Here is a 21868-nt window from a genome sequence, read left to right on the forward strand (position 1 = left end):
TTGCTTAGTCGCTGTCGGCCGGCACGTGATCCGCCAACCGGTCAGCCGAGAACGGCAGGAAGGAAAAGAGATACCCCTCCAGTTCCTGGCAGGTCAGGAAGTTGTCCTTGATCCGCTGTTCGATCAGCGGGTTGTGGTCGGAATAGCGCTCGATGATATAGTCGAGCCGATCCTGTAAAGAGACGATCTGGTCGTGACGAACCCGTTTGTCCGCGTAGTAGACAATTTCCCGGGCCGGGAAGATGCCGTTGCGGTAGCGATCCGGCTTAAAACTGCTGAGGATCACGTGTTCCCGAACGATTCGTCCGATTTCCGGGTAGCCGTGTTCCTCGCAGATCAACTGGCCTTCCTCGGCATGGCGGCAACTGCCGTCCAGGCAGCGAGTTTTGGCGATATCGTGCAGCAGGGCTCCGGCAATGACCAGTTCAACGCCGGCGACATCGGCCGTCTCGACATCGGGGGCATGGAGATAACGCACCAAGGTCTCGGCCACCCGGGCGACCAGCAGCGAGTGTTGCCGGATGTTGTCCAGCATGTCGTATTGCTCCATCAGGGCCAGGCAGGTGGGGCGACTGGGGATGGCGATAGCCATGGCGGATGACAGCGTCACCGGCGGCTCAGCTCATGCACTGCGTCGACAGCGATGCGAGCCTGCTCGGGCGGGGTGAACTGATGGATGCCGTGCCCCAGGTTGAAGATATGGCCCCGGGCCGCACGTGCGCCGTCGAGCAGGTTTTTGATCCGCTCGCGCAGTTTTTCGGCCGGCAGCAGCAGGGCCGCCGGATCGATATTGCCCTGGATGGCCCGTGGTCCGATACGTTTGATCGCCTCGCCGATATTGATCCGCCAATCGATGCCGATCACGTTGGCACCGGTGGCCGCCGACTGCTCGAGCAGCGTGGCGCCGTTATTGGCGAAATAGATTATCGGCAGACCGGTCGACTGTAGTTCGGAGATGATGCGTGCGGCATAGGGGGCGGCGTATTGCTCGAAATCGCACGGCGCCAGGATGCCGGCCCAAGAGTCGAACAGCTGCAGGGCCTGGGCGCCGGCCCGGGCCTGGGCGAGCAGGTAGGCGGTAGTACAGCGGCTGATCTTGTCCATCAGCTGGTGGAACAGCTCCGGCGCGGTGAACATCATTTTCTTCGTTTCCCAGAACGCCTTGGACGAGCCGCCTTCGATCAGGTAGGTGGCGCAGGTGAACGGCGCTCCGGCAAAACCGATGAGCGGCACCTTCAGCTCGCGGCGCAGCAGCCGGATGGTCTCCATCACGAAGCCCATGGTCTCTTCAGGGTTGGGGACGATCAGTTTCTCGACACCGGCCCGGTCGCGCACCGTTTCCGGGAAGATCGGGCCGCGCCCGTCGTGAAACTCCAGTGGCAATCCCATCGCCTCCATCGGGATGAGGATGTCGGAGAAGAGGATGGCGGCGTCGACGTCGAGCCTCTCGACCGGCTGCAGGGTCACCTGGACACAGAGTTCCGGTGTCTTGCACAACTCGAGAAAAGAGATGGAGCCGCGCACTTGCCGGTACTCCGGTAGATAGCGGCCGGCCTGGCGCATCATCCAGACCGGCGTGTAGTCGGTGGCCTCGCCGCGGCAGGCCTTCAGGAAGGTATCGTTCATGAGTGTTGACTGGTTTGGGAAAGGTGACGCCGGGTGGCCGGCTGGTAGCTGCAGAACGGTTCCTGGGCCAGGTAGTCGCCGGTCATCGCATAGGCCCGGGCCCGGCAGCCGCCGCAGACATTGACGTATTCGCAGCGGCCGCAATTGTCCTTGTAGCTGGAAAAGTCGCGCAGCTGCAGGAAGAGCTCCGACTCTTCCCAGATTTTTTTGAACGGAACCTGGTTGATATTGCCGGCCGATTTGGGGAAATAGCTGCAGGGCAGCACCTCGCCATCGACATCGATCAGGCAGATCAACTGGCCCGCCAGGCAGCCTTTGGAGCCGCCGGTGGAAAAGTTCAAGTTGCGCCTTGTGAAGCGTTCGCCGTCCTCCTTGGCCTTCTGCCGGACAATTCGGTAATAGTGGGGTGCGCAGGTGGGCCGCATCAGGATCTTTGTCTCTTCTTTTTCCACCCGGTAATGCCATTCGAGGATCTCGTTGTACAGCGATTCCGGTATTAGCTCGTCGACCACGTCCTCGCCGCGGCCGGTCGGCACGATCATGAACATGTACCAGGCGACGGCGCCCAGTTCCTTGACCAGTTGGAAGATCTGCGGAATCTCGTCCTTGTTGCGCACGGTGAATGAAGAGTTGACGAGAAAGGGGATCTGGTGGCGGTTGAACAATTCGATAGCCCGCATTGTGCCGGCAAAGGCGCCGGGCTGGTTGCGGAAATTGTCGTGGGTGGCCGCATTGGCCCCGTCGAGGCTGAGGGAGACCATTTTTATCTGGGCCTCCTTGATCTGGTGGCAAATCTCTTCGGTAACCAGGGTACCGTTGGTTGCCAGGCACATGCGTAGTCCCTGATCGGTGCCGTACCGGGCGATATCGAAGATGTCCGGACGCAATAGCGGCTCACCGCCGGAAAGGACGAGGACCGGGCTGGCGTAAGAGGCGATATCGTCGATGATTGTTTTCGCCTGGTCCAGGGTGAAATCAGGGTGTCCCTGTATCTCAAGCTCTGATGACGACCTGCAGTGTACACAGGAGAGGTTGCAGCGCCGGGTGGTTTCCCAGGCGATCCATTTCGGTTCGAATTCCATGACCGTGCCGTTGGCTGATGCGTCTTTGGGGAACCTTGAAAGTCGCCATTTCGTCCACAATCATCGGTGCGCAATCAAATTTTATCCTCGGAATATCAACTATGCCTGCGGTAAAATTTCCTTGCGCGCCAAGATCTTGAACGAAATTTCGATTTTTTCAAGCGCCCCTTTGGCGTTTTGTTGCTTGAGGCGTAACTATATTTCTTTTTCCGGCAACTTCAAAGGAAAAGCGGCAGATAGTCCACCCCGCCGGTCTCCGGCGGGGTGGTGCCGGCATTCGTTAAGCGGGCCTGGACACCACCGGCGATCCCCCCGGAACACTGCTTGTGCCATCGCCGGTTACCCTTTCTAAAGCCGGGCAAATAGCGTATAATGCGTCGCCGTGTGCGTGGAAGTACTACTTTTTTCAGCCGGTCTACGGCGATAACGGACGATGGGATGTACTGATGATCACAATCTTGACAACAGGCAGTCCGGCCGGACGGGCTGCTCTTGAAGGGCTTTACTCCCGGATCCAGTCGGTCGATGACGATTGCCGGGACCAGGTGGCCGCCATTCTTGCCGATGTCCGGCGTCGCGGAGACGATGCCATCCTCGACTATTCTCGACGGTTTGACGCGCCGGAGCTGACACTCGCCGAATTGGTGATCTCGTCGGCCGAGATGGAGGCAGCATATCGTACCGTAGATACGTCGTTTTTGGAGACGCTGGAAGTAGCCATCGACCGGATCCGCGAATTTCACGAGCGGGAGATGGAAGACTCCTGGCTGCAGACCCGGCCGGACGGCAGTATTGTCGGTCGTCTGGTGCGGCCGGTGGACAGCGCCGGGCTCTATGTGCCCGGCGGACAGGGCGGCTCGACGCCGCTCGTCTCGTCGGTGCTGATGAACGGCATTCCGGCCGGCATCGCCGGGGTGGCGCGCCGGGTTATGGTGACGCCGCCGTCACCGGACGGCTCCGTTAGCCCGCATCTGCTGGTCGCTGCCCGGGAGATCGGCATCTCCGAGATCTACAAGGCCGGTTCCGCCTGGGCCATCGGGGCGCTCGCCTACGGCAGTGAAACCATTGCGCCGGTGGATGTCATCGTCGGGCCGGGGAACCGTTTCGTCGCCGAGGCCAAACGGCAGGTCGCCGGACTGGTGCGCATTGACATGATCGCCGGCCCGTCTGAGGTGCTGATCGTCGCCGATGAGACTGCCAATCCGGCCTATATCGCCGCCGACATGCTGGCCCAGGCCGAACACGACACGCAGGCGCTGGCCGTGGTGATCACCATCGACGCGCTGCTGCCGCAGCGTATCCTCGCCGAGTTGAACCGTCAGCTCGGTGAGTTGAGCCGGGCCGAAACAGCCCGTGCGGCGCTGGCCGAACACGGCCGGATCTTCGTCGCGACCTCCTTGGAGGAGGCAATCGAGTTGGCCAACGACATTGCCGCCGAGCATCTCGAACTGCAGATCGGTGATCCGTGGTCGCAGCTGCCGCACATCCGCCATGCCGGCGCCATTTTCCTGGGCAGCCATACCCCGGAAGCCGCCGGTGATTATCTGGCCGGACCGAACCATGTGCTGCCGACCATGGGCACCGCCCGATTTGCCTCGGCGCTTGGCGTGGAGACTTTTCTCAAGAAAAGCTCGATTATCTCCTACTCGGCGGCGGCGCTGGCCGGCGATGCCGACCACATCCGGGCCCTTGCCCGACTCGAAGGATTGACGGCACACGCCGCCTCGGTCACCAGGAGACTCGGCTGAGCGCGGATAGAGTAGAGTTGATGCACTTTCAGGCTTTCAGCGAGCAGGTCTCCGCCGGCGGGGCGGTTGTCGGTTACCGGCCGGATCCGGCCGCGGTCGCCGGGTTGTTTGACTATTTTACCGAGCTGCGGCGCCGGGCAGCCAAGGTCAACCTGATCTCAAAGGAGATGGCCGATGAGGAGCTGGTCGACAAGCACTTTGTCGATTCTTTGGCTCTGGCTGGTGTGCTTGGCGATCCGGCCGCCGCACTGCTCGATGTCGGCAGCGGTGCCGGGTTTCCCGGGCTGGTCTGCAAGCTTGTCGAGCCGCGGCGACCGGTGCGCTTGATGGAACCGCGACTCAAGCGGGTCTCTTTTCTTCGCCAGGTCATCCGCTCGCAGGGGCTCGATGATATCGATGTGCTGGCCTGCCGGCTCGAGCCGGGTGCTCCGGTCGATGGCGAGGCGGCGTATCGGTGGGTGGTCAGCCGGGCGGTGACCAGCATCAGTGATTTCCTGACCCGGTGTTCGTCATTTCGTCGTCCGGATTGCCGCATCGTCTGCATGAAGGGGCCTCGTTATAAGGAGGAATTGGCGGCTGTTGCCACGCTGCCGGAACCGTGGCATCTGGAGCAACGCCATGAGTATCGGTTGCCCGTCTCCGGTGCCGAGCGGGTGTTGCTCGTCTTCCGGACCGCTCAGTAATCAGCTAGCGGACGACAGGAGGTTTTTATATGAAAATCAGTTCCACAGGCTGAACTTCCCGGGCTGGCCGGTTCTGCTGGAGGCTGCATCGCGAAGGCCCGGCGGGCCGGAGAATCAGGCCCGTAGTGTGGCTGACAGGACGTCAGCCACCGGCGGCCAGGCCATGGATGGCCTGTCTGCCGGCCTCGGAGGCAAGCCGATCAGGCCGCAGCGCAGCAGCTGGAAGCAGGACCGGCCAGCCCTGCCGATCCCGATGCCGATTTTCATTGTTCGTTGTGGGCTTCAGTCAGTAATGGGGGTGAGCGGAGGACAGAAGTGAGCGGAGGACAGGTTAAAACCTGTCCCGCCGATAGTTGAGAGGTGTCCCCCTTTTAGTTGAAAGACGTTTTCCACCGTTGGTTGAGTTGTGTACATTGTTGGTCGAGAATTCGATACTGAGGAGAGATCATGAAACAGGTTGCTGTATTGGCCGGAGACGGAATCGGCCCGGAAGTGATGGCGGAGGCGATCAAGGTGCTGGCCGCTGCCCAACGCCGATTCGGTTTCACCCTGCATTTTGAATATGCCGACGTCGGCGGCGTGGCCATCGACCGTCACGGTGAGGCGCTACCCGCGGCCACCTTACAGTTGTGCGAACAGAGCGATGCGATCCTGTTCGGCTCGGTGGGCGGGCCGAAGTGGGAGGGGCTGTCGCCCGAACGACAGCCGGAACGCGCCTCCCTGCTGCCGCTGCGCAAACATTTCGACCTGTTCTGCAATCTCCGGCCGGCCCGGGTCTTCCCGCCGCTGGCCGCGGCCTGCCCGCTGCGCCCCGATATCGTCGGTGACGGTTTTGATGTCCTGGTCGTTCGCGAATTGACCTCGGACATCTATTTCGGCACGCCGAAGGGTCGTGAAGGCAGCGGTCCGGAAGAGCGCGGCTTCGACACGATGAGCTATACCCGGCGGGAAATCGAGAGAATCAGCCGGATGGCCTTCGACGCCGCCCGTCTGCGCCGCAAGCGGGTCACCTCGGTGGACAAGGCCAACGTGCTGACCACCATGGTGCTCTGGCGCGAGGTGGTGAGCGAGGTGGCCCGTGACTATCCGGATGTCGAGCTGCGCCATATCTATGTCGATAATGCGACGATGCAGCTGGTCCGCGATCCCCATCAATTCGACGTGATGCTATGCGGCAACATGTTCGGCGATATCATCTCCGACGAGGCGGCGATGCTCACCGGCTCCATGGGGATGCTCGCCTCGGCCAGCCTCAACAGCGACAAGTTCGGACTCTATGAGCCGGCCGGCGGCTCCGCTCCCGATATCGCCGGCCAGGGGATCGCCAACCCGATCGCCGAAATCCTGTCCGCGGCGATGATGCTGCGCTACAGCTTCGGTCTCGAGGAGGCGGCGGCCGCCATCGATCAGGCTGTCGAAAAGACGCTGGAAAACGGGATCCGCACCGGTGATATCGCCGCCGGCGGCCGACAACCGGTCGGTACCGCAGCGATGGGCGATGCCATCGTCGGCGAGTTGACGGCGGGTTCATAACCGGCTGTTGGCAGGAGGGATCGGGTGATGGAAAAGCAACGGGAACTGGTGCTCGTCGCCACCGAGGCGTCTGCGCCGTTGGCACGGAAAGTAGCCGCACAGCTCGGCGTTGAATTTTCCGAGATGGTCCGTAAACGCTTTGCCGACGGCGAGGTCTTCCACGCCTTTCCCTGCAATGTGGCCGGCCGGCACCTGATTATTGTCGGTGCGACGCACGATGATGCATCGCACCAGGAGGTGCTCGATCTGATCGCCGGTGGCGGTTTCTGGAACGCCGCATCGATCAATGTGGTGATCCCGTTTCTCGGCTACTCGACAATGGAACGGGTCAAGCCGTTCTCCCGGGAGATTCCGAAAGGCATCACCAGGACCCGCCAGATATTTCTCGCCCGACCCGGTTTCGTCGCCTTTATCGATCTGCATTCCGAGGCCGTCCTCCATGCCCACTCGGGAGAGATCGGCACGTTGCATATCTGGACCGATCGCCTCGTCGTCGAAAAAATCAACAGCCTGGGCATCGACGACTACGTGCTGGTATCGCCCGATTACGGTTTTTCCAAACGGGTCGCTAGGCTGGCCAGCCTGCTGCAGTGCCCGCATACCGCGGCGGACAAGGATCGTTACGACACGGACAAGACCATTGTCGGCCAGGTGTCCAGCGTGGTCAGGGGGCGGACGGCAATTGTCTGTGACGACATGATAAGGACCGGCGGTTCGATCATTCAGACCGCCTGCCGCTGCCTCGATGCCGGCGCTACCGAGGTCTACGTGATGGCGACCCATCTGGTGCTGGCCGGCGAGTCACGTCGCCGGTTCGCTGCATCGCCAATCAAAAAAGTGATCGGTTCGGACACCTACCCCGGTGTCGAATCCGACGATCTGCTCGATGTCTATTCGGTGGCACCGCTCGTCGCCGAGATTCTATCGTCGCATTTCAACTATTGAACCAACGGGCGGCGGTCCTACGATAATGCGATGAAAGCGGACGACATTCAGGTCTACCTAGAACAGTCCTTGCTGTTTCGCAATCTCGACGCCGAGCAGTTGGCCGCGATTGCCTCGCAGGCAACGGTCAAGCACGTAGCCGAGGGAGAGGTCGTTCATCGCGCCGGAGATGAGGCCGATACCTTCTATGTGGTTGGCGTCGGGGAGATGGAACTGCTCATCGAAGGTGAAGACGGGGTCAAGACTATCGTCGGCCGGGTCGGCGCCGGCGGTCACTTCGGGGAGACCTCGCTGCTCACCAATAAACCGCAGGCGTTGACCATCCGTTCCCTCTGCGAATCGGTACTGATCTGTTTCAAGGCTCCGTTTTTCAAAAAATTGCTGCGCAAGCACCGGATCGTTCAGGAACGCATCGAGGCGGCCCTGGCCGAGCGGCTGCGGATCGCTTTTCAGAATCAAGCGGCCGGCGCGCTGGCCTGCGACATCTCAACCCGGGAAGAGATTCGCGTCGCCGACATGATGCCCATCGTCGGTATGGGCCAGGACAATGGCGCGGCAAACGGCAGCGATCAGGAGCGGGTAATGCGCTCGCAATGTGCGCGGGAAATCCAGGCCGCCATCAAGACATTTGCCAAGATCGACGAGCCGATCCTGCTGACCGGTGAGTCCGGCACTGGGCGGCGGATGATGGCCAAGCACATTCACCTGCAAGGCAAGCAGGCCCAGGGACCGTATATCGAAATCGATGTCCGGGATTACAACGGCGACGAACTGGCCGAGAAGCTTTTCGGCGTGAAGAACGATCCGTTTCCGTTCAGCCGGGTTCGGCAGACCGGTCTGCTCGAGCAGTTCTGTCTGGGGACCATCGTGCTGCGCCATCTGGAGAGGATTCCGCCTTCGGTCCAGGAGCGGCTGGCCGAGGCGATCAAAACCATGACCTTTTCACGGATCGGTGAGGACCGGCAGATCGCGCTGCAGGCCCGGCTCATTTTTACCAGCGATCTGTCACCGGAAAAGCTGAAGGAAAACGAATCGATCAGCAAAACGCTGGATGACATTTTGGCGCCGCACAGTTTCCATGTCGCGCCGCTGCGTTTCCACAAACGCGATCTACCCGCGTTTATCGATTATTTCGTGCATCGCTTCAGCCGGGAGTACGGCAAGGATATCTCCCAGGTCTCGCCGGAGACGCTCGGCATCCTGATGAATTACGACTGGCCCGGTAATCTCACCGAGCTCTCTGCGGTGATCCAGCGCGCGGTGATGCTGGCCAGGGACGATGAACTGCACAGCGATCACATCCTGCTCGGGCTGCCGAAGAGTGAAGGGAAATGGGAATTCAACCTGCTGCGCATCGGCTGGGTCCGCTCGCTGTTCGAGAGCAGACTTTATCCGGCCCTACCGCGGGCCGTGGTCGGTATTGTGTTGCTCATCGCGGTGGCGACGCTGTTTTTCGGTCCGACCGATCCCGAAAAAAATATCGGTATCACTCTGAGCTGGGTCATCGGTTGGCCGCTGTTGTTTTTCTCGTTTTTCTTCCTGGCCCGCACCTGGTGCTCGGTCTGCACGCTGGCCATGCCGGGTACGCTCTTGCAATACGCGATCAAACCGAAGCGTCCGACGCCGCAGTTTATCAAGAACTACTCGGGCTGGCTGATGTCGGCCTTGTGCATCCTGGTATTCTGGGTGGAGATCGTCTTCAACGCCTACGAACGGCCGATCCTTTCCGGCTGGATTATCCTTGGCATCACCATTGGCTCGATCTTCTTCAGTATTTTTTACAAGCGGCGAACCTGGTGCCGGTATCTCTGCCCGCTCGGGGCGATCAATGCCATCTTCGCCATGCCGTCCATTCTCGAGCTCCGTTCCAACCGGCATCTCTGTCTCAACCGTTGCACCGATCACGCGTGTTATACCGGACTGGAAGATCAGGAAGGGTGCCCGATGTTTCGCCACCCGTTCATGGTCGACAACAATCGGGACTGCATCGTCTGCGGCCAGTGTATCAAGCAGTGTAAGAAACACTCCATCCACCTCAACGTTCGTATGGCGCCCCAGGAGTTATGGGACATCGAGGCGCCGCGGCAGGCCGATAGTTTCCTGATCGTGGCGCTCGGCGCAATCTTCTTCCCGTTTGCGCTGCACCAGGATCTTTATCAATGGATATATTGGCTGCAACAGACCTATCCGCACGGGTTCGGCCGGTTGCCGTTCGCACTGATCGGCTCGCTGATCTTCTTCGGGCTAATTTTTCTCTTCCAGCTTGGCTACTACTTGATGGTACAGGTCCAGGCTAAGCTCACCCGGGTTGATCGCACCATGCTGCTACCGCTGCTCGGCTACGGCTTTATTCCGATCATCCTCGGCGTCTATCTTGCGGTTCACTTTGAAATTTTCGTCAGTCAATCCTGGCGGCTGGTTGCCAATATACGGGAAATCCTGGCGATGGCACCGATCGAGGCGGGCGCGCGACTGATCTCGCCGGATGCCTCGGCCTTGTTGCAGGTCTTCACCGTGGCCGGCGGCTTTTTCGCCTCACTCTATGCGACCCATCGTATTATCGACCGTCTCAAGGGGGGCGGGGTCACCACCCGGGATTTGATCCTGCCTTATAGCTTCCTGGCCGGTTTTACGATCCTTTTCATCTTCTTTATGAAAACTTCGGAGATCATCCTCTTCTAGTTCTTACTGTCGGAGGCCGTAGCACTCAACGACGGGATTCGCCGCGGCTGGCCGGCTGGTGAATGCTTCCTTACGTGCGGCTGTTGTTGCCCGCTTGCATAAGCTTGATGCTGCAGCCCGCAGGGTCGGCGGAGAGTAACCTTCGGCAACGTCGGCCGGGTCGGGGGGGAATTTTTCGCAACCGTGCCGGAGCGCAAGGCGTCTGTAACCTGCAGCTTGCACGCTGATGGTGAGGAAGAATAAAAGAAAAGATCGGGTAGAACCTGACCCAGTACAAAGGTTCTACCCGATTCGGGGGGGCTGTTTATTGGATAAACAGCTTTTCAAGAGGGGTACTTTTGTACAAGCAAATATCATTCCATTTTAAAAAATATTTTCTCCCTTTCTGCCGCCTGCGTCACCGGCTTGCGGGCGTTGCTTGGCGGAGCCATTCTGGATTGCAGCAGGTTGCTGCATATATGGTTAAATATGTGTAATTTTCGAGTTCGCTGAGGTCTGCGGCCGACCGCCTGGTGGCAGGCCGCAGGCAAATCATTGGAGGTATTTTTGTGGTTAAACCAACAAATGGTATGTCCACAGTTAGCACGGATTGATTACTAAAACGAAACTGAATTACCAGTCTCCGGTATGACGAATTACTACATGGAAATAGAGAGATGGCAGGACGCGATAATTTCTTTCGACGGTCGCACTTGATTTTCCTTGCAAAATTTGTGAAAGTTAATAGAAGATAAATTGATGCTCCCGTTGCAGATTGGCCGATTGTCGTATTCTTTGCCAGGCATTATTTTGCGTCCCCAAGCCGTGTCCGGCTCAGAAAAAACAGTTGTCATGACAGATTCTCAGCAGCGGTAAACGATATGCACCGCTATTCCAGACGGCGTGTATATTCGAAATTTTGCTCGACAAGACTCGTGGCGAACCCCATCGACTCTTTTCTTCATAGACACTCGTCTCATTGTTCCCCGCATCATCACACCAACGACCTGCCTATTCCGGAACTTGGTCTATTTTTATACGGTAGTTTGTCTCTTTTTTTCAATAAATTTCCCGATTGTGATCTTGGTAATACCAGTTTCTGCCGACCGTCCGACCGGCGGCCGGCCACGAATCGGGCAGTAACGCTGCGACAGTGTCGCGGGAGGTAATTGCGCAACGTGGTAACCAGGTTTTACGGCAACGCGGCTCCTCTGCTGTGATGTCGTAAAAGGAGCGGGCGGCGGAATCTTGCCGGAGTATCGGACGTGATTTTTGCTGCTGATCAGTTTTACAAACTATCAAAGCTCAGTGAGGAGGTACCGTTGATGAAGAAAGAAGAGATGAACACCAGTGTAACCAAGCAGGACGACGTGAAGACCGGCCGCCGTAAATTCTTGAAAACCGCTGCCGCTGCCGCTGGTGCGGCAACAGTCGCTACCATGGGTTTCCCGATGGTTTCCCGCGCTGAAACAGTGGTTTTGAAGATGCAGGGTGCCTGGGGTGCCAAGGATATCTTCAACGACTTCGCGACGGACTATGTCAAGCGGGTCAACGAGATGGCCGGCGGACGGCTGAAGATCGAGTATTTGATCGCCGGCGCAGTCGTCAAGGCATTCCAGGTCCAGGATGCCGTTCATAAGGGCGTCTTGGATGCTGCACATGAGGTTGCCGTTTACTGGTACGGCAAGAGCAAGGTCGCTTCCCTGTTCGGCACCGGCCCGGTTTTCGGCCAGAACGCCCATCAGGGACTGGCCTGGATGCACCATGGCGGCGGCAACGAGTTGTATCACGAGCTGATGGAGGCGCTCGGCCTGAATATCGTAAGTTTCTTTGCGATGCCGATGCCTGCTCAGCCACTCGGCTGGTTCAAGAAAGAAGTTAAATCGGCCGATGATCTGGTCGGCCTGAAGTACCGGACCGTCGGTCTGGCCGCGGACCTCTTCCAGTCGATGGGCGTCAAGGTCACCCAGCTGCCGGGCGGCGAGATCGTACCGGCCCTGGAGCGTGGCGTTATCGAGGCGTTCGAGTTCAACAACCCGACCTCGGATAGGAGCTTCGGCGCTCAGGATGTGGCAAAGATCTACATGCTCAGTAGCTATCATCAGGCTGCCGAGTTCTTCGAAATCATGTTCAACAAGGATAAGTTCAACGCGCTGCCGGATGAGCACAAGGCGATCATCAAGTATGGTGCCGAGGCCGCTTCCTCAGCCAACTTCTGGCGTGGCCAGGATCAGTATTCCAAGGATCTGCTGTGGCTCAGGGACGAGGCCGGAGTCAAGGTGGTCCGTACCCCGGAATCGATTCTGAAGAAACAGCTCGATGCCTGGGATGCTCTGCTGCCCGATCTCGAGAAAGATCCGTTCTTTGCCAAAGTCGTCAAATCTCAGAAAGAATTCGCCCACCGGGTAGCCTACTACGAGCTGCTCAATACGGCGGACTACAAACTCGCCTACGACCATCATTTTCCGGGAGAACTCGGTTATTGATGATGTAACGGCTTGTTGTTTCTTTTCCAGCGGACGCCGCCAGGTGCGGCGTCCGCCTCTTCAAACGTCGCCGATTTTCAGCCGAGGATGCGAGTATGAATCATTTCCTGAATTTTATCGACCGCTTGAGTGCATGGGTGGGCAAATCGTTTGCCTGGTGCATCCTGATTTTGACCTTTGCGACAAGCTATGAAGTTTTTGTCCGCTATGCGCTGAGAAACCCAACCGACTGGGCGTTTGATGTCAGCTATATCATGTACGGAACACTGTTCATGATGGCCGGCGGCTATGCCCTGTCGCGCAATGCTCATGTCCGCGGCGATTTTGTCTATCGACTCTGGCCGCCACGAATCCAGGCCGGAATTGAGCTGGTGCTCTACTTTATTTTCTTCTACCCCGGCATACTCGCCCTGATCTATGCCGGTACTGGCTATGCGATTGAGTCTTGGGGCTATATGCCGTACGGGTTTACCGGACCAAAGGGGGAAATCAGCGTCAACAGTCCTGCCGGTGTACCGATTGCGCCGCTCAAGACCATTTTGCCGATCGCTTCGGCAATCCTGCTGTTGCAGGGCATTGCCGAGACTATTCGCTGCGTGCTCTGTCTGAAAAACGGCAGCTGGCCGGCGCGTATGCACGATGTCGAGGAGATGGAGAAGGTGTTGATCGAACAGCACAAGCGCGAGGCCGCCAAGGCCGAGCGTGAGCTGGCCGCCAAGCGAGAGGAGGGCGCACAATGACAGATCCCCAGGTAGCCATGTTGATGATGGGGTCGTTCGTGGCCTCGATCCTGCTCGGATTTCCGATCTGCTTCACGCTGGTCGCGATGGGCGTCGGGTTCGGTTACTACGCTTACGCGACACCGACCTGGATGGACCATCCGCTGCAAAACACCATTTTTGACCTGCTCGTCAACCAAACCTATTCGGTTATGACCAACGATGTGCTGGTTGCCGTGCCGCTCTTCCTGTTTATGGGCTATATCGTTGAGCGGGCCAATATCGTCGAGCGCCTTTTTTTCAGCCTCAATATCGCCGCCCGGTTTATCCCCGGGGCGATGGCTGTTGCCGCGCTGATCACCTGTGCGATCTTCGCCACTGCCGTCGGTATCGTCGGCGCCGTGGTCACGCTGATGGGCTTGCTCGCCTTTCCGGCCCTGCTCAAAGCCGGCTACGATGAGAAGCTCTCGGCCGGTGTGGTCTGTGCCGGCGGCTGTCTCGGCATTCTGATACCGCCCAGCATCATGCTGATCGTCTATGGCGCCATCTCCGGCGTCTCGGTCGTCAGACTCTACGCCGGCGCATTGCTGCCCGGTTTCATGCTAGCCGGTATGTATATCATTTACGTAGTCATGCGGGCGACGCTCAACCCGAAACTGGCACCCAAACCACCAAAGGAGCAGACCGATATTCCAGCCAGGGAATTGTTCATGATGCTGCTGACCTCGGTCATTCCGTTGACCCTGCTGATCCTCGCGGTGCTCGGCTCAATCCTGTTCGGCTTGGCCACCCCGACCGAAGCCGCCTCGGTAGGCGCTTTCGGCAGCATCGCGCTGGCGGCCGGCTATCGTGAGCTGACCTGGCACAGACTGCGCGACTCGGTCTACCTGACGACCCGCACCTCGGCGATGGTCTGCTGGCTGTTTGTCGGTTCCTGGACGTTTTCCTCGGTTTTTTCCTATCTCGGCGGGCATAGCGTCATCGAGCATTTTGTCATCGGTCTCAACCTGCCGCCGGTGGCTTTTTTGATCCTAGCCCAGGTGATCATCTTCCTGCTCGGCTGGCCGCTGGAATGGAGCGAGATCATCATCATCTTCGTGCCGATCTTCCTGCCGCTGCTCGACGCCTTCGGCATCGATCCGCTGTTCTTCGGCATCCTCGTCGCGTTCAACCTGCAGACGTCCTTTCTGACACCGCCGATGGCCATGTCCTGCTATTACCTGAAAGGCATTGCTCCACCGCATATCCAGCTTACCGCGATTTTCCGGGGGTCGATGCCGTTTCTGGCGATCGTTATCCTGGCTATGATTCTGCTGTATAATTTCCAATTTTTGACTACCTGGCTGCCGGATCTGGTCTATGGCGGTGCCCGGTAAAGTGGGTGATAGATGACGAATGGAGGCGTTATGGAACCGGCGTTGATGGGGGCTGTGCAGGCGGCGCGCGAGATTCGCGAAGGACGGCTTAGTTCCGAAGAACTGGTGCGCTCCTGTCTGGCCCGGATCGACCAGCTCGAAGAGACGGTGCAGGCCTGGGCCTTCCTCGACCCGGAACTGGCCGTCAATCAGGCCGTCCAGGCCGATCAGGCCAAGCGGACCGGTCAGCGGCTCGGTCCGCTGCACGGCGTGCCGGTCGGAATCAAGGATATTTTCGATACGATGGACATGCCGACCGAAGACGGAACGGTCCTGCACCGGGGCCGGCAGCCGCTCTCCGATGCGACCGTAGTCAACCGGCTGCGGACGGCCGGTGCGGTGATCATGGGTAAGACGGTGACCACCGAGCTGGCGGTCTTTGCACCGGCAAAAACCCGTAACCCCCATGACCCGCAGCGAACACCGGGCGGTTCGTCGAGCGGCAGCGCCGCTGCCGTGGCCGCCGGCATGGTGCCGCTGGCGATTGGCACCCAGACTAACGGGTCGATGATCCGGCCGGCATCGTTTTGCGGCGTCTATGGCTACAAACCGACTTTTGGCCTGATTTCCCGGCACCTGGTGCTGCAGCAGTCCCGGCCGCTCGATCAGGTGGGGGTCTTTGCCCGCAGTATCGAAGATTGTGCCGTGCTAGCCGAAGCCATCATTGGCCATGACCCCAACGACCCCGATACCCGGTTGGCGGCCACGCCGCACCTGCTGCAAATCCAGTCCGAAGAACCGCCGGTGACGCCAAAACTGGCCCTGGTAAAGACCCCGGTTTGGGATCGGGCCGACGAGTCGACTCGCGCCGCTTTTGCCGAGCTGGCTGAGGCGCTCGGCGACAAAGTGGCCGAGATCGATCTGCCGGCTTCGTTCAACCATGCCCATGAGCAGCACCGTATCATCATGGAGGCCGACCTGGCCCGAAGTTTTGCCAAGGAATACGAGACCGGGCGGGAACAATTGAGCGGGGTGCTGCGGGAGATGATCGAGCGGGGGCAGCGGGAGTTGGCCGTTGCCTACAATAACGCGGTTGCCACCATTCCCGGCTACAACCAGGAGCTGGACAAGGTGTTCGAATGGCACGACGCGATCATCACGCCGGCGACCGTCGGTGAGGCGCCGCTGGGCCTGGATTCCACCGGGAGCCCGATGTTCTGCACCATCTGGACCCTCTGCGGCATGCCGGCGATCACCCTGCCGTTGCTGGTCGGCGAGCAGGGGCTGCCGCTCGGCGTGCAACTGGTCGGGCCGCGCGGCGACGACGCAGCCCTGCTGCGCACCGCCCGCTGGCTGGTTGAGGAGTTGAACGGTTAACGTGTACCAGGGAGAGACACGCATATGAGCAATATTATTACCGGCGGAATCGCCGTTCTGATGGCCGTCGTTTTCTTTCTTTATTACGCGGTCAGATTGCAATCCGTTGTCCTGTGGCTGATCATCGGCGTCAACCTTGCCGCACTGCTCTACGATTTCTATAAATCGGTCACCGTGGGCGAAGATCATATCTGAGCAATTGGTGCGAGCAGGCGATGCGGAAAAGCCCCGGCGGTTGTCTTTGACCGGTGCCGGCAGATGCCTGCCAAACAGTGAGGATAGCCTATGAAACCTGTCGTTCTGGTAACCAGAAAATTACCCGAAGCGGTCGAAGCCCGGTTGCGGCGGGACTATGAGCCGATTCTCAACCCCGCCGACGAGCTCTACGACGGCGATCGGATCATCAAGGAGGCGGCCGCTGCGGACGCTATCCTGCCCTGTCATACCGAGAAATTCACCGCCGCCGTCATTGAGCGGCTGCCTGAGCGGGTCAAGATCATCGCCAATTTCTCCGTCGGTTATGATCATGTCGACATCGCCGCCGCAAAAAAACGGGGACTGGTGGTGACCAACACGCCCGAGGTGCTCTCTGATGCCACCGCCGAGCTGACCATTCTGCTGATGCTCGGTGCCGCCCGGCGGGCCAGCGAGGGTGAGCGTTTGGTGCGCAACAGAGGGTGGCGGGACTGGAGTCCGAGTTTCATGGTCGGCGTGCAGATGACCGGCAGGCGGCTCGGCATCATCGGATTCGGCCGGGTCGGTCAGGTGGTCGCCCGGCGGGCTCGGGCGTTCGATATGGAGATCCACTACCATAATCGGCACCGGGTCGCCCCTGAGGTGGAAGAAGGGGCCATCTATCACGATACCCCTGAAGGGTTGCTACCGCACTGCGACTTTCTGGCACTGCATTGCGTCGCCTCGCCTCAGACGGAAAAGCTGCTTAACGCCGAGCGGATCGCGCTGCTGCCGGATGGGGCGATCGTCGTCAACGCCAGCCGCGGCGTGGTGGTCGACGACGAGGCGCTGATCGCCGCACTGAAGTCCGGCAAACTCAATGCAGCCGGCCTCGATGTCTTCAACAATGAACCCGATATCAATCCCGCCTACCGGGACCTGGATAATGTCTTCCTGATGCCGCATATCGGCAGCGCCACGAAAGAAACCCGCGACGCCATGGGCTTTCGTGCACTCGATAACCTGGATGCCTATTTCGGCGGAAAAGTGCCGAAAGACCGCGTCGCCTGATCAGGCGGTGGATCGGCGGAACGCGCGGCAGGTGATTGTCGACATCACCTGCCGTGTGCTGTCATGCGGGAAGAGGGCTGTCAGCCCACGGAAATCTGCGGTTCGGTAATCTCCAGCTGGTCAAAGAGGTATTCCATCCACGGGCAGCTGCTCTCGCCGGTACCGTATTGCTCGAGGTAGCTGCGGATCAAAGTCTTCTGCCGATCGCTGCTGGTTTCGTTCCAGCTGGCCGTAATTGCTTCAATGATTTCGGGTCGCATAGAATCCTCACTCTTCTTGTTCCGACAACCTTCCGACTTTTTTACAAAATCATGAGCTTTTTAGCAAGAGCTTAATTAGCGCTCCAGCGTTTTCAAGGTCCCCTTAGGTCGGTTCTCGGTACGGTGCGCCTGGTCTCACTCCAGTTCAACGGCCCAGTCGGCCAGCGGTGCAATCCCGTCGATAATTTCTTGTTCGTGCAAAAAAGCGGCAAAGCGGAGGTAGCGTGATCGATCCAGTGCGCCCGGCCGCAAGGCGAAGCGGGGCAGGGTGTCGCGCCAGGCTCGGCGATTGAGCTCGTCGTCGAGATCGCCCCGATCTTCGCCGATAAAGAGTCGCCAGCTGTCGTCGGGATGGTTGACCAGGTATTGAACACCCTCTTCGAGGGCATCGACAAAGGCCCGCAACTCCGGGCGGTCCAAATCGTCACGATTGGCCACGACGATCAACTCGTCGTAGGCGGGGACGCCGAACTCCTCGACGAAAAAGGCCCGCCCCGGGTGTCCTTCGAGATCCAGCTGGTTGAGCTCGAAGTTGCGAAAAGCACCGATCACCCCGTCCACTTTGCCGGAAAGCAGGGACGGAGACAGCGAGAAGTTGACGTTGACCAGGTTGACATCACTCAGCTGCAGGCCGACCTGCTGGAGCATCACCGTAAGCAGCACCGTTTCAAAACCGCCGACCGAATAGCCCACCGTCTTGCCGCGCAGATCGGCGATATCGTCTATACCGCTGTCGGCCAGCACGACCAGGCTGTTGAGCGGGGTGGCGATGAGGGTGGCCACGCGGACCAGCGGTAGCCCCTGGTCGACCTGCATCTGGTGCTGGTGTTGGTAGGAGACGGCCAGATCGGCCTTGCCGGCGGCTACCAGTTTGGGCGGATCATTGGGGTTGGACGGGGCGATCAGCTGGACGTCAAGCCCGCGTTTGCTGAAAAAACCTTTCTCCTGAGCGACGAAGAGCGGGGCGTGATCGGGGTTGACGAACCAGTCCAGCAGGACGGTCAGTTTTTCCCGGTCCTGGCCGGCGGCTATGGCGGGCCAGAGCAGGCAGATGATGGCGATGATCAGCAGTCGTGGTTTATTCATGGGTAACTCCTTGGGTTGGTTGCCAGTAAATGAGTTTGTCGAGCAAATAATCGACGGAAAAATAGAGGACCAGGGAAACGGCGGAAAGCAGGGCTAGCGCGGCAAACATCACATCGACCTGCATCCGGGCATTGGCGTGCAGCATGTAGAAACCGAGACCGGCGCTGGAGCCGACCCACTCGCCGACTACGGCGCCGATCGGCGCGACGGCGGTGGCGACCCGTAAGCCTGAAGCAAAGGCCGGCAGCGCGGCCGGAATGACGATAAAACGCAGCACGTTGACCGGCCGGGCGCCCATGATCCGGGCCAGCTCGAGCAGGTCCCGGTTGGTGCGCCGCATTCCCTGGTAGAATGACGAGGCGACCGGGAAAAAGATGATCAACACGGCCATCGCGATTTTCGAGGCCATGCCGTATCCCAGCCAGAGCACGAGCAGCGGGGCCAGGGCAAAGACCGGCACCGCCTGGCTGATCACCAGCACCGGCAACAGCCAGCGCCTGAGCAGCGGTGCGATGATCATGACCAGCGCGCAGGAGGTGCCGAGCAGGGTGCCGACCAGCAGGCCGGCGACCATCTCGATGCCGGTGGTCTGCAGATGGTGCAGCAGGGTTGAACCGTTTGCGATGGCGGCCTGTAGCACCGGCCATGGCCCGGGAAGAATGTATGGGGGCGCTTTGGTTGCCAGTACCACCAATTGCCACAGCCCGATCAGGCCGGCAGCGATAATGATCAGGCGCCGGGCGGTAATCATGGCGCCTCGCTGAGCAGAATCTCGAGCAACGGTTCGTAATGACGGATGATCTCCGGGTCGCCGGGGCGCCGTGGCGGCGTGCCGGCCAAGTCGAGTTGGGTCTTGATGGCGACCGGTGTGCCGCCAAGCACGATGATCCGGTCGGCCATGCGAAGCGCCTCCATTACATCGTGGGTTACCAGCATTACGGTGGCGCCGGTCGTCAGGCGGCAGGAGAGATTTTGCAGCCGCATCCTGGTCAGGGCGTCCAGGGCCGAGAACGGCTCGTCCATCAGCATGATCGGCCGCTCTTCGAGCAGGGTGCGCAGCAGTGCGCCGCGCTGGCGCATACCGCCCGACAGGGCGGCGGGCAGTGCCTGCTCGTAGCCGGCCAGTCCGGCCTCGGCGATCAGCTCTCGGGCCCGTTCGGTATGGTCCCGATCGAGAGTGCCCCGCAGCCGGGCGCCGAGCAGCACGTTATCGAGCAGTGAAAACCAGGGGAGCAGCAGGTCGTCCTGGCCCATCCAGGCACAACGCACCGAAGCCGGCGGATCGGGATCGAAGCGCAACCTCCCGTCCAGATGACAATCGGCTGCCCCGGAAATGAGACGCAGCAGGGTCGACTTGCCGCAGCCGCTCGGACCGAGCAGGCAGGTGCAGCGGCCGGCGGCAACATTCATCGTCAGGCCGTCGAACAGGCGGCTGCCGTCACGAAAGGTCAGGGAAACAGCGTCGAGATGGATGGCCGACGGAATCATCGGCAGGACTCGGCCGGCCTGCAGGAGCGCCGCAATGCACGAGCGGCCGCAGCCGGATCGTCGGCGGCGACAATAGCCGAGACCACGGCGACGCCGTCAGCGCCGGCGGCCAGGATCGCGGCCGCGTTGGCGGCGTTGATGCCGCCGATCCCGACCAACGGGATGGTCGTGCGGGCACGAATAACGCCAATGCCGGCCAGCCCGAGCGGCGCCGAGTGATCCTGTTTGGTGGCGGTGGCAAAGACCGGGCTGATGCCGATGTAATCGGCGCCGGCCCGCTCGGCGGCGACGGCGTGTTCCACTGTCTCGGCGGAGATGCCGATGATCATCTGTTCTCCTGCCAGCCGGCGGGCCATATCGATCGGCAGGTCTTCCTGGCCGAGATGGACGCCGTCGGCGCCGACGGCCAGCGCGATATCGAGCCGATCGTTGATGATCAGGGGGATGCCCCGGGGGCGCAGCACGGAGATCAGGGTTCGGGCCTGTTCGAGAAACTCCCGGGTCGAGCACTGCTTTTCGCGTAGCTGCACGCAACTCACGCCGCCGGCAACGGCGGCGGCAACGATGTCGCCATGCGACCGGCCGCGGCTCAGGGACCGGTCCAGCACCAGGTAAAGCGAATAATCAATGCTCTTCATGATTCGTCGCTGATCCGGCAGCCCGCCTCCAACTCGTCCGGGCTGATCAGGTAGAGTGCGTCGAGCAGGGCGATCATGAAAGAGCCCGGCCCGCTGCTCGCAGCGCCGGCCTTTTCGCCCGCGAGACCGAAGAAGGCCAGTGCCGTTGCCGCCGCGCTGACCGGGTCGTCGTCGACGGCGGCAAAGGCACCGACCAGGGTCGAGGCGCTGCAGCCGGTGCCGGTGACAAAGGGCATCAGCGGATGCCCGTTGGCCACCCGGATGATGCGCCGGCCATCGGTCACCAGGTCGATCGGTCCGGTGATGGCCAGTGTGGTATCGAGGCTGCGGGCCAAGTCGGCGGCCCCGGCGGCGGCCTGGTCGACGCCGTGGGCGCTGTCGACTCCCTTGGTCTGGGCATCGGCGTCGCCAAGCGATAAAATTTCCGAGGCATTGCCCCTGACGATGCGCACCCGAGTCTGCGCCAGGATGGCCTTGGCCGCGTCGGTCCTCAGCCGAGTGGCGCCCGAGCCGACCGGGTCGAGCACGATCGGTGTGCCACGCCTGGTGGCCTCCTTGCCGGCCGTGATCATCGAGGCCAGCCAAGCATCACTCAATGTGCCGATATTGAGCACCAGCGCGCCGGCAAAGCCGACCATCTCCTCGACTTCGTTCTCGGCGTGCGCCATGACCGGCGAGGCGCCGGCCGCCAGCAATACGTTAGCGGTGTAGTTCATCACCACGAAATTGGTGATATTGTGAATAAGCGGTTTGTTTTCCTGGATTCTGCGCAGATTCTCTGCGGCCTGCTCACTGAAGTTCATAAACACCTCCCGGGGTCAGGCTTGACTTGTTGACTTGTTGCGCGCAACAAGTCAACAAGTCAAGCCTGACCCCGCTTTTTCAATAACGACGAGCAAGGGGAAGCCAAAAAGAAAACAACAAGACGGGAAAATG

General features: G+C 60.1%; 20 protein-coding genes. 11 read left to right on the top strand and 9 right to left on the bottom strand.

Annotated features, from left to right (window positions below; all coding sequences use genetic code 11):
- Positions 1–4: 4 nt before the first annotated feature.
- The 3 genes from BUC26_RS14925 to BUC26_RS14935 are packed head-to-tail and all read right to left on the bottom strand — an operon-like array spanning position 5 to position 2708.
- Positions 5–610 carry an HD domain-containing protein gene (locus BUC26_RS14925; RefSeq protein ID WP_244155870.1) on the bottom strand — a complete coding sequence of 202 codons (606 nt, stop codon included), beginning with the start codon at positions 608–610 and terminating at the stop codon, positions 5–7.
- Positions 607–1626: a uroporphyrinogen decarboxylase gene (gene hemE / locus BUC26_RS14930; RefSeq protein WP_073377390.1), complete on the bottom strand. Its 1020-nt coding sequence runs from the start codon at positions 1624–1626 to the stop codon at positions 607–609. The genes BUC26_RS14925 and hemE overlap by 4 nt, the downstream gene beginning before the upstream one ends.
- Complete coding sequence (locus BUC26_RS14935; RefSeq protein WP_073377392.1) at positions 1623–2708, bottom strand: radical SAM/SPASM domain-containing protein; 1086 nt, start codon at positions 2706–2708, stop codon at positions 1623–1625. The genes hemE and BUC26_RS14935 overlap by 4 nt, the downstream gene beginning before the upstream one ends.
- 443 nt (positions 2709–3151) lie before the next feature.
- Here BUC26_RS14935 and hisD point away from each other — a divergent pair, with 443 nt between their 5' ends.
- The 11 genes from hisD to BUC26_RS14985 all read left to right on the top strand — a co-directional run bounded on the left by hisD (position 3152) and on the right by BUC26_RS14985 (position 17460).
- The gene (gene hisD, locus BUC26_RS14940) at positions 3152–4456 is read left to right on the top strand and encodes a histidinol dehydrogenase (protein ID WP_425267084.1); all 1305 of its coding nucleotides are present in this window, start codon (positions 3152–3154) and stop codon (positions 4454–4456) included.
- Between the two features lie 20 nt (positions 4457–4476).
- A complete protein-coding gene (gene rsmG, locus BUC26_RS14945) occupies positions 4477–5139 on the top strand; it encodes a 16S rRNA (guanine(527)-N(7))-methyltransferase RsmG (protein ID WP_073377395.1) in 663 nt (220 codons plus the stop codon).
- Positions 5140–5586: 447 nt separating this feature from the next.
- Positions 5587–6672 (top strand): 3-isopropylmalate dehydrogenase, encoded by a 1086-nt coding sequence (gene leuB, locus BUC26_RS14950; protein WP_073377396.1) that lies wholly within the window; start codon positions 5587–5589, stop codon positions 6670–6672.
- 27 nt (positions 6673–6699) lie between these two features.
- Positions 6700–7617 carry a ribose-phosphate diphosphokinase gene (prs, locus tag BUC26_RS14955; RefSeq protein WP_073377398.1) on the top strand — a complete coding sequence of 306 codons (918 nt, stop codon included), beginning with the start codon at positions 6700–6702 and terminating at the stop codon, positions 7615–7617.
- Positions 7618–7647: 30 nt separating this feature from the next.
- Complete coding sequence (locus BUC26_RS14960; RefSeq protein ID WP_073377399.1) at positions 7648–10299, top strand: sigma 54-interacting transcriptional regulator; 2652 nt, start codon at positions 7648–7650, stop codon at positions 10297–10299.
- Between the two features lie 1304 nt (positions 10300–11603).
- Positions 11604–12764, top strand: a complete 1161-nt coding sequence (locus BUC26_RS14965) for a TRAP transporter substrate-binding protein (RefSeq protein ID WP_208609804.1) — start codon at positions 11604–11606, stop codon at positions 12762–12764.
- Positions 12765–12859: 95 nt separating this feature from the next.
- Positions 12860–13504 (top strand): TRAP transporter small permease subunit, encoded by a 645-nt coding sequence (locus BUC26_RS14970; protein ID WP_073377401.1) that lies wholly within the window; start codon positions 12860–12862, stop codon positions 13502–13504.
- Entirely contained in the window at positions 13501–14859 is a 1359-nt protein-coding gene (locus BUC26_RS14975) for a TRAP transporter large permease (RefSeq protein WP_073377402.1), read from the top strand. Before BUC26_RS14970 ends, BUC26_RS14975 begins: the two co-directional genes overlap by 4 nt.
- Before the next feature lie 30 nt (positions 14860–14889).
- A complete protein-coding gene (locus BUC26_RS14980) occupies positions 14890–16215 on the top strand; it encodes an amidase (protein WP_073377404.1) in 1326 nt (441 codons plus the stop codon).
- A gap of 24 nt (positions 16216–16239) precedes the next feature.
- Entirely contained in the window at positions 16240–16410 is a 171-nt protein-coding gene (locus BUC26_RS23435) for a hypothetical protein (RefSeq protein WP_153307086.1), read from the top strand.
- A 90-nt stretch (positions 16411–16500) separates the two neighbouring features.
- A complete protein-coding gene (locus tag BUC26_RS14985) occupies positions 16501–17460 on the top strand; it encodes a 2-hydroxyacid dehydrogenase (protein WP_073377405.1) in 960 nt (319 codons plus the stop codon).
- Positions 17461–17540: 80 nt separating this feature from the next.
- On the opposite strand, the gene BUC26_RS14990 is transcribed toward BUC26_RS14985, so the two are convergent.
- From BUC26_RS14990 to thiM, 6 genes are all read right to left on the bottom strand, one after another.
- The gene (locus BUC26_RS14990) at positions 17541–17720 is read right to left on the bottom strand and encodes a hypothetical protein (RefSeq protein WP_073377406.1); all 180 of its coding nucleotides are present in this window, start codon (positions 17718–17720) and stop codon (positions 17541–17543) included.
- Between the two features lie 135 nt (positions 17721–17855).
- Positions 17856–18806, bottom strand: a complete 951-nt coding sequence (locus tag BUC26_RS14995; protein WP_073377407.1) for an ABC transporter substrate-binding protein — start codon at positions 18804–18806, stop codon at positions 17856–17858.
- Positions 18799–19557, bottom strand: coding sequence for an ABC transporter permease (locus BUC26_RS15000; RefSeq protein ID WP_073377409.1), 759 nt, complete (start codon positions 19555–19557; stop codon positions 18799–18801). Before BUC26_RS15000 ends, BUC26_RS14995 begins: the two co-directional genes overlap by 8 nt.
- On the bottom strand, positions 19554–20294 hold the full coding sequence (locus BUC26_RS15005; protein ID WP_143166034.1) for an ABC transporter ATP-binding protein: 741 nt from the start codon (positions 20292–20294) through the stop codon (positions 19554–19556). The genes BUC26_RS15000 and BUC26_RS15005 overlap by 4 nt, the downstream gene beginning before the upstream one ends.
- Positions 20291–20932 (bottom strand): thiamine phosphate synthase, encoded by a 642-nt coding sequence (thiE, locus tag BUC26_RS15010; protein WP_073377411.1) that lies wholly within the window; start codon positions 20930–20932, stop codon positions 20291–20293. Before thiE ends, BUC26_RS15005 begins: the two co-directional genes overlap by 4 nt.
- Entirely contained in the window at positions 20929–21735 is an 807-nt protein-coding gene (thiM, locus tag BUC26_RS15015) for a hydroxyethylthiazole kinase (RefSeq protein WP_073377413.1), read from the bottom strand. Before thiM ends, thiE begins: the two co-directional genes overlap by 4 nt.
- Positions 21736–21868 lie beyond the last annotated feature (133 nt).

Source organism: Desulfofustis glycolicus DSM 9705, assembly GCF_900130015.1.
Lineage (GTDB): Bacteria > Desulfobacterota > Desulfobulbia > Desulfobulbales > Desulfocapsaceae > Desulfofustis > Desulfofustis glycolicus.